General features: G+C 41.4%; 6 protein-coding genes. 2 read left to right on the top strand and 4 right to left on the bottom strand.

The window, feature by feature from the left end; all coding sequences use genetic code 11:
• From AC4E96_RS07335 to fabB, 4 genes are all read right to left on the bottom strand, one after another.
• Window positions 1-1,776: FimV/HubP family polar landmark protein (locus AC4E96_RS07335; protein WP_490255367.1), on the bottom strand; the 1,776-nt coding region annotated here is incomplete at its 3' end.
• Window positions 1,777-2,114: 338 nt separating this feature from the next.
• On the bottom strand, window positions 2,115-3,134 hold the full coding sequence (locus tag AC4E96_RS07330; protein ID WP_488034175.1) for an aspartate-semialdehyde dehydrogenase: 1,020 nt from the start codon (window positions 3,132-3,134) through the stop codon (window positions 2,115-2,117).
• A gap of 72 nt (window positions 3,135-3,206) precedes the next feature.
• Window positions 3,207-4,403, bottom strand: coding sequence for a 4-phosphoerythronate dehydrogenase (locus tag AC4E96_RS07325; RefSeq protein WP_490255366.1), 1,197 nt, complete (start codon window positions 4,401-4,403; stop codon window positions 3,207-3,209).
• Window positions 4,404-4,570: 167 nt separating this feature from the next.
• Window positions 4,571-5,779: a beta-ketoacyl-ACP synthase I gene (fabB, locus tag AC4E96_RS07320; protein ID WP_488034173.1), complete on the bottom strand. Its 1,209-nt coding sequence runs from the start codon at window positions 5,777-5,779 to the stop codon at window positions 4,571-4,573.
• A gap of 196 nt (window positions 5,780-5,975) precedes the next feature.
• Here fabB and mnmC2 point away from each other — a divergent pair, with 196 nt between their 5' ends.
• Window positions 5,976-6,761: a tRNA (5-methylaminomethyl-2-thiouridine)(34)-methyltransferase MnmC2 gene (gene mnmC2 / locus AC4E96_RS07315; protein ID WP_490255365.1), complete on the top strand. Its 786-nt coding sequence runs from the start codon at window positions 5,976-5,978 to the stop codon at window positions 6,759-6,761.
• A 75-nt stretch (window positions 6,762-6,836) separates the two neighbouring features.
• The coding region (locus tag AC4E96_RS07310) for an FAD-dependent oxidoreductase (RefSeq protein ID WP_490255364.1) at window positions 6,837-7,504 on the top strand (668 nt) is incomplete at its 3' end.

Below are 7,504 nucleotides of genomic sequence, written 5' to 3'. Positions count from 1 at the left end.
AATTAAAGAATCGATATCAAAGTCATCGTCTGAGTCTTCAGTTACCGGCTCTGCATCTTCTTCTGTTGTTTCTTCTGCAGCGTCGCTTGCCGTCTCTTCCAAGTCGTCATCTAAAATCGCAGCAGAATCATCAAGATCATCACCAGCTTCATCTATCAATGCATCAATGTCAAAATCGTCTTCTAACCCTAATTCATCTTCAATATCATCAACGCCAGTTTCCATATCTTCATCAGGAGGTGACGCTTCAGATTCATTGTCACTATCATCTGCTTCTTCTACAGAGCCTGCGACGCTATCTAACAAGTCGTCAACATCATCACCAGCGTCATCAACGTTCGTGTCGTCAGTATCACTTGATTGAGGCTCTTCGTCGTCGATTTCTACTTCGATATCTTCACTTAGGTCTTCTAATGGATCTCCACCTAAGTCATCCCCCAAGTCATCGAGAGCTTCATCAAGATCACTATCATCTCCGTCTAATAATGCATCTATATCTTCTGCACTAACAATTGAGTCACCATCGTCTTCTCCATCTGCCAAATCGATTTCAGCGACATCACTATCATCACTTAACAATTCATCATCTAGGCTATCATCAAAGGCGGTATCGTCAGACAACAGTTCATCATCAACATTGTCCAATTGAACATCGTCATCTAACAAGTCGTCACCCATATCGAGCGCGTCCAACTCATCATCTAAACTATCATCCATGCTACCCAATTCGTCATCAAACGGGTCTAAAGCATCTAAGCTGTCATCTACATCAAGCGTATCTGCTAAATCCAAATCTGATACATCGCCAATCGGTTCGTCAACATTGCTAAACGAGTCCGTGGAAAGTGGCTGAGGCGGTGCCATTGAAGGGTCGGTTAGTGGGTTTGGTTCTTGGGTATTTTTGTTTTTCAAAAATATAGCTACACCAACAAGCGCACTGATCGTCAAGATAGATGACAAGATAATCATTCCTAGCGTCGAAGAGAGGAATTCCGCTATTTCGTCCCAAGCCGATTTTTTCTGAGCTTGCGCCTCTTTTTCTGCTTGCTCTGCAGCTTGTTGTGCAAGTAATTGTTCTACTTTGGACAAAATTTGTTGCGTTTCACTGCGCAATTGACTTTCCGTACCAAGTGCCTGTTCAACGTTGTTTAACTTGTCAGATAGAGCAACTAACTTTTCTTGTAATAGTTCATTTTCTGTTTTCAGAGATTCGTTAACTTCTTGCGCGCTGTTTAATTGTTGCTGAATCGTTTCAAATGCTTCGATTTGCTTTTCTTCAACTTTTTGAATTTTTTCAGAAATTTCTTTTTTGGCGGTATCAACGTCAATGACTTTTGCCGCTTCGATTGGCGCTAGCTTTTTCTCGATAACTTTTGCGTCCAACTCACCGCGTAGCCTTTTTTCCCATAACTCATCATCAGCATCTGCTCGTTCTTTTGCGTACAGAGGGTCTACTTCCATGACTTCTTTGTGACTAGGGATTTTAAGGACAACGCCGTTTTTTAGGCCATTGAGGTTATTAAAATCAAACGCTTGTGGGTTTTTCTTTAGTGTAGCGACCATCACTTGGTATACAGAAACATTGTTTTTGTGGCGGAATTTGTTACCAAGTTTCCACATGGTGTCACGTGCAGTGATAGGTCCGTAGGTCTCACCTAGTTCACCATAGTCGACGCCTTTTGGGCCTTTTAATTTGTTATCTGCATAACCAAACTGGGCCGTCCCGAAAGACAGCAAAATAAAAAACAAAGCAAATAATTTAAAGCATGAACGCATTGATCAATTCCAAATTCGCAAATTTTGCCACGTGGCAACGATTGTTACTATGTCCGACAGACTGGCTTCTTAACCTACTGATTTTATTAGATTGAGCGCAATATTAGTCTATCGTCATTTAACCACTTTAAAAAAGTAAAGCAAAGCTTGTACCACTTAATAGTGTCAACTTTCTGATTAATTCTTATTTTTTGTTTTATTTGCGTCTTTTATAAACAAAAATATAAAGCTCGCACCTTAAATACCATAGCACTACTTTTGTTTAGATGTGACTATTGCTCGCTTAAAAGTAAAAAGCCCCGCAATGAGCGAGGCTTACTAACTATGACCAGAGTTTGTTATAGGTATTCTTTTATCAATAATTCTGCAATTTGAATACTATTGGTCGCGGCGCCTTTACGCACGTTATCAGCAACAACCCACATATTAATACCTGTTGGATGAGAAATATCTTCTCGAATTCGCCCCACAAATGTTTGGTCACTACCACTTGCATGGGTTACTTGTGTTGGGTACTCCGCATCTTCAGCCAACATAGTCACACCAGGCGCTTGAGCGAGTAGATTCTTAATATCTTCGGCGCTAACTGGTTGACGCAACTCTAAGTGGATCGCTTCTGCATGACCGTAAAATACCGGTACACGGACAGCTGTTGGGTTTACACGAATTGACTCATCGCCCATGATTTTATGTGTTTCCCAAACCATCTTCATTTCTTCCTTGGTGTAACCGTTGTCTTGGAAAACATCGATTTGAGGAATGACGTTAAACGCCATTTGCGCAGGGAAATTTTCTGCAGTAACTGGACGACCGTTCATTAGTTGGGCTGTTTGTTGAACCAACTCGTCAATTGCGGCTTTACCGGCACCACTGACAGACTGGTAAGTCGATACGTTTACTCTGTCAATTCCATATGTATCGTGAATTGGCTTAAGTGCCACTAACATTTGAATCGTCGAACAGTTCGGATTAGCGATGATATTGCGATTTCTAAAATCTGCTAGTGCACCAGGGTTTACTTCCGGGATAACTAGTGGAACGTCAGGTTCGTAACGGTAAAATGATGTGTTATCGATAACTACGACGCCCTCATCAGCAGCAATAGGTGCGTATTTTTCCGTTGCTGCCGAGCCTGCACTAAATAATGCAATTTGAACTTGAGTCCAATCAAACTGTTCTGCATCTAAGACTTCGACGTCTTTGCCCTTAAATGAAACAGATCCACCTGCAGAACGTTTACTGGCTAATGGAAACAACTCTCCTACCGGGAAATTACGCTCTTCCAAAATCTCAATAATGTTTTGGCCTACTAAGCCGGTTGCACCTAAAACGGCAATGTTAAATTTTTGTTCTGACATGTTTTGTTCCTGACTAACTTAAATCTGTATCTTGTGGACTTAGAAGGATTATGATCTCGTTCTAAATCACGCTTATCTGGTAACTTGAGTTTTGAATCCCAGGTTAGCTAATTGTTGCGCTTGTTGTTGTGTGCAGCCATCAACTAATAAAGACGACCACTCTCTGCGTATTGGGTAACTTTTGCGAATCCAATCAAACCCTTCCTTGTCAATGTGATTAAGAAACAATGCGTTATCCCTTCTCACATCAAAAACCAGGTGAATGAGTTGCTTGAGCAGCCCTGTTCCTTTTAGTTCAAGAACGTCTTCCCTTGACGAAGGTGTCAGGGTGACCTGGCTGACCGCAGCATTTGGCATCAACTCTTCAAGTTTAATGACCGGCGCCAAATCAAATAGAGCGCAAACCCGATGATAGAGCATTTCGGTCCCACGGCCTTTCCCTTCCAAACTGTAACCGGCAATATGGGCGCTACTAAGTAAAGTAAAGGGGATCAGAGGCATTAACACGTTGGGTTCACTTTCCCATACATCCAACACCAAGTGGATGGCTGGCCGTCCATCTTTAATTCTATCGTTAATATGACGTAAAAGCGCGTCATTGTCGATAACTTCACCCCTACTTGCGTTAATTAAACAAACATCGTCTTTTAACAAGTCAATATTGTGATCAGATAGTAAGTGATGTGTCGGATGAGGACCGTCTACTGTTAGCGGAGTATGGAAAGTAACTATGTCCCCTTGTGATAATGCCTCAGGTAAAGACACATAAGACAGACCTTGCTCATCGGATTCTTTGAATGGGTCACATAACAGCACCTGCATATTTAACGCTTGGAGCTTTGACAGTAGAGCCGAGCCAATATTGCCAACACCAATAATAGAAACCGTTTTGTCTGCCAAACTCGCCATTTGTTGCTCAGCAACAACTAATAAGGCACTGATTACAAACTCTGCAACAGAGTTTGCATTGCAGCCAGGAGCCGAGCTGAATTGAATACCACGCTCTGCAAGCAGTGCCTTATCAATGTGGTCTTCCCCAATCGTCGCCGTTCCAACAAATTTTAATTGATTGGCTTTTGATAAAAGTGGCTCATTCACCTTAGTAATTGAACGAACCAGAAGCACGTCTGCATCAATTAGATCATCAGGGGTAAGTTCACGACCAGCAAACCGGACAATTTTAGACAGACCTGAAGGGTCTAGCTGCGTTAGCACCGACTCAAAAAATGCTTCTGCATAGGGAATATTTTCATCAATTAAGAATTTCATGCACGTTCGCCTGACAATACGCTTAAAAAAAGAGGTGTTTTGAGGGTTAATATTTTGAATGGTTCAAATAGTAAAAACCCCATTTAGTGTAACGCTAAATGGGGTTTTGAAACACGCTAATTTCGAGAATTTATATATTTATTTTTAATAAAAAATTCTGAATCAGCTTAGACTTTTTTGAAAACTAAAGTGGCGTTAGTGCCACCGAAACCAAAACTGTTCGACATAGCTAGATTAATATCAGCAACTTTAGTTTCTGTGACGATGTTCAAGCCTTCTGCTTTTTCATCTAGTGTTTGAACATTAATTGATGGCGCAATGAAATTATTTTCCATCATTAGTAAGCTGTAAATCGCTTCGTGAACACCAGCAGCGCCAAGAGCATGACCTGTCATTGCTTTAGTAGCAGAAATCATAGGTGACTTACCTGCAAATACATTTTGGATTGCACCAAGTTCTTTAACATCACCGACCGGTGTACTTGTACCGTGCGTGTTAAGATAATCAATGTCACCATCAACATTTTCTAGCGCCATCTTCATACAGCGCTCTGCACCTTCACCTGATGGCGCAACCATGTCAAAACCATCAGAGGTTGCACCATAACCTACGATTTCTGCATAGATTTTGGCACCACGAGCAACAGCGTGTTCGTATTCCTCGACGACCACCATACCGCCGCCGCCAGAGATTACAAACCCATCTCGGTCCGCATCATAAGTACGAGAGGCTAATTCTGGTGTGTCATTGTACTTTGTTGATAATGCACCCATCGCGTCAAACATACCTGCAAGTGTCCAATCGACTTCTTCACCACCACCAGCAAAAACAATATCTTGTTTACCTAACTGAATTTGCTCAACAGCATGACCGATACAGTGCGCTGAAGTTGCACACGCAGAACTAATTGAATAGTTTACGCCTTTAATTTTAAAAGGAGTGGCTAGTGTCGCCGAACATGTACTGCTCATAGTACGTGGTACTTGATATGGTCCAACACGCTTTACACCTTTCTCGCGTAAGGTATCACACGCTAAAATTTGATTTTTAGAAGACGCACCACCAGAGCCAGCAAGTAAACCAGTACGAGGGTTAGAAACTTGCTCGTCTGTCAAACCAGCATCCGCAATCGCTTCTTTCATTGCAATGTAAGCAAACTGAGAGGCTTCACCCATAAAGCGAATTGCTTTGCGGTCGATGTGTTCGCTGACGTCAATCTCGACGTTTCCCCAAACTTGAGAGCGAAGGCCATATTCGACAAATTGCTCTGAAGCGCTGATCCCCGATTTGCCAGTTTTTAAGCTTTCTAATACTTCGTTTTTATTATTACCAATACTGGAAACAATACCTAGTCCAGTTATAACTGCTCTTTTCATAAATATCCCAATTTTTGAAGTAGTGAACAAATTTTTGCCAGTATTCTACGCAATTTTAATCGTTAACTGGTCTAAGTTCAGCGAACAAGTGTTAGCCGAATATATGTGCAATATCGAAATGCGTCAACAAGAGTTACTTTTTATTAAAATTATCCGTAAAATCCACTCATTAAAATACATTTAAGGTCAGTTTATTTTGACAAACCATGCAAAATTAAATTTTGATGAAAACGGCACGCCTGTTTCTACTGAGTTTGATGACATCTACTTTTCTAAGCACGACGGGCTTGCAGAAACTGAGTATGTCTTTTTAAAAAACAATAATTTAGAACAACAACTGCTGGAGTTTGACTCAGGCTCAAATGACACATTTCATATCGCAGAAACCGGCTTTGGTACAGGGCTTAACTTTCTGGCGACTTGCCGCTTATTAGCAAAAGTGAATCACGTTCGCGCCCAATCAATACCTACTAAGCCGCCCGTAAAACTGACCTTTACCAGCTTTGAAAAGTTTCCATTAACTAAACAAGACTTAAACATCGCTCTTGCACACTGGCCATCATTGACCGAGCATGTCGAGGCGCTACTCACAGCCTATCCACCTAACTTTGATACTTTTTTTACATCAAACCACAATATCGACCACCAAGCTAACATTTGCTCATTACAACTTAATGAAGGTCAAATAGACTTAAATTTAGTGTTAGGTGATGTTAATCAACAAATGCCGAAACTAATAAATGGCTTCCCAAAGGTGGACGCTTGGTACTTAGATGGTTTTGCGCCAAGTAAAAACCCAGAGATGTGGACCACCGAGCTTTTCAGTAATATTGCCAGTATGTCCAAGCCGGGAGCAACACTAGCGACCTTTACCGCCGCTGGATTAGTTCGAAGAGGACTGATAGAAGTTGGTTTCGAGGTCAATAAAGTGAAAGGGTTTGGTCGAAAAAGAGAAATGCTGGCTGCATCTTTCCAGGGGTAATAAAACTGGCAAGCAAAAAGGTTGCTACAATAATTCGTGCTTTGACTAATGAAGTGCAGCAAATAGGAACTCAAATTGGACTCACCAAAGACACCTCTTTTATACACCAGTAATGGTTATAAAAATATAAAAAATAGACAGGTTGCTATCGTCGGAGCGGGTATCTCGAGTCTAACACTTGCTTCTAAACTTATTCAGCGAGATCCAGAATGCTCGGTCGTTATCTTTTGTGATAAAAACGAAGTCGCCACAGGAGGCTCAAGTAACGAACAAGGTGCGATTTATCCATTATTACAGGCTACTGAGTCGACCATCGCAAAATTTTACGCATCAGCTTATCAATATGCATGTGAGTTTTATCGAGATACATTGCCAAGCGATGACGTTGTTCAACACCAGTGGTGCGGTGTTTTACAACAAGCTATTAACGACGCTCAACATAACAAGTTCCCCAAAATTGCTTCTCTTTGGCCAGAGTTAACTGAACTACATAACGCTGAACAGTCGAGTGACATTAGTGGCTTAACCCTTCCATTTTCAAGCCTTTATTATTCGGAAGGTGGCTGGCTTAACCCCAAACAATATTGCCATTGGTTAGCAAAAAAATTATCAGATGCGGGAGTGAGTATTTTATTTCAACACTCGGTCATATCCTTAGCCAAAACGCATAACACAAAGCCACATTCCGACGCTGAAGCTCAAAGCGATAATGATTTATTAGAAAACCACAAATGGCAGGTCAT

The sequence above is a fragment of the Psychrosphaera sp. genome, assembly GCF_982872775.1.
This window is presented reverse-complemented; position numbering and strand designations above follow the sequence as displayed.

Coding starts and splice junctions, on each gene's coding strand:
- AC4E96_RS07325 (WP_490255366.1), bottom strand. CDS start 4,403: ATGAAATTCTTAATTGATGAAAATATTCCCTATGCAGAAGCATTTTTT.
- AC4E96_RS07330 (WP_488034175.1), bottom strand. CDS start 3,134: ATGTCAGAACAAAAATTTAACATTGCCGTTTTAGGTGCAACCGGCTTA.
- fabB (WP_488034173.1), bottom strand. CDS start 5,779: ATGAAAAGAGCAGTTATAACTGGACTAGGTATTGTTTCCAGTATTGGT.